The 351-nt window shown below is 66.4% G+C and carries 1 pseudogene; it reads left to right on the top strand.

The features are described from left to right. Positions 1-122 (top strand): annotated as a pseudogene (locus P3H15_RS55710) (gas vesicle protein G); the annotation flags it as partial. Between the last annotated feature and the right edge of the window lie 229 nt (positions 123-351).

Raw genomic sequence — 351 nt, 5'->3', positions numbered from 1 at the left:
GCCGGGCGCTCGAGGAACTCGAGGAGGCCCGCGAACGCGGTGAGATCACCGAGGAGGAGGAAATGCAGGCACAGCAGGCGATCCTCGACCAGATGACGGGCGGTGGCGGAGCCACCCCCTGAGTTGATCGTTGCCGAGGCCTGAACCGTTTCTCATCGGTACCAGGGCTGTTCGCGACTAGAGACCTCACCCAGCCCGGGGGGCACTTTCGTATGGCGGGTCCGATCAGCGGCGGGTACCACACCCGGCCGTGCGCGAAGCGGGCGACAACCGGGATCTGGTCGGTGATCGCCTCGCCGGATGTGCAGCGTCGCAGCGCGATCAGAACTCCTTCGGCTATGTCGAGGACTC

This window comes from Rhodococcus sp. T2V (assembly GCF_029269925.1).
Taxonomy (GTDB): domain Bacteria; phylum Actinomycetota; class Actinomycetes; order Mycobacteriales; family Mycobacteriaceae; genus Rhodococcus_F; species Rhodococcus_F koreensis.
This window is presented reverse-complemented; position numbering and strand designations above follow the sequence as displayed.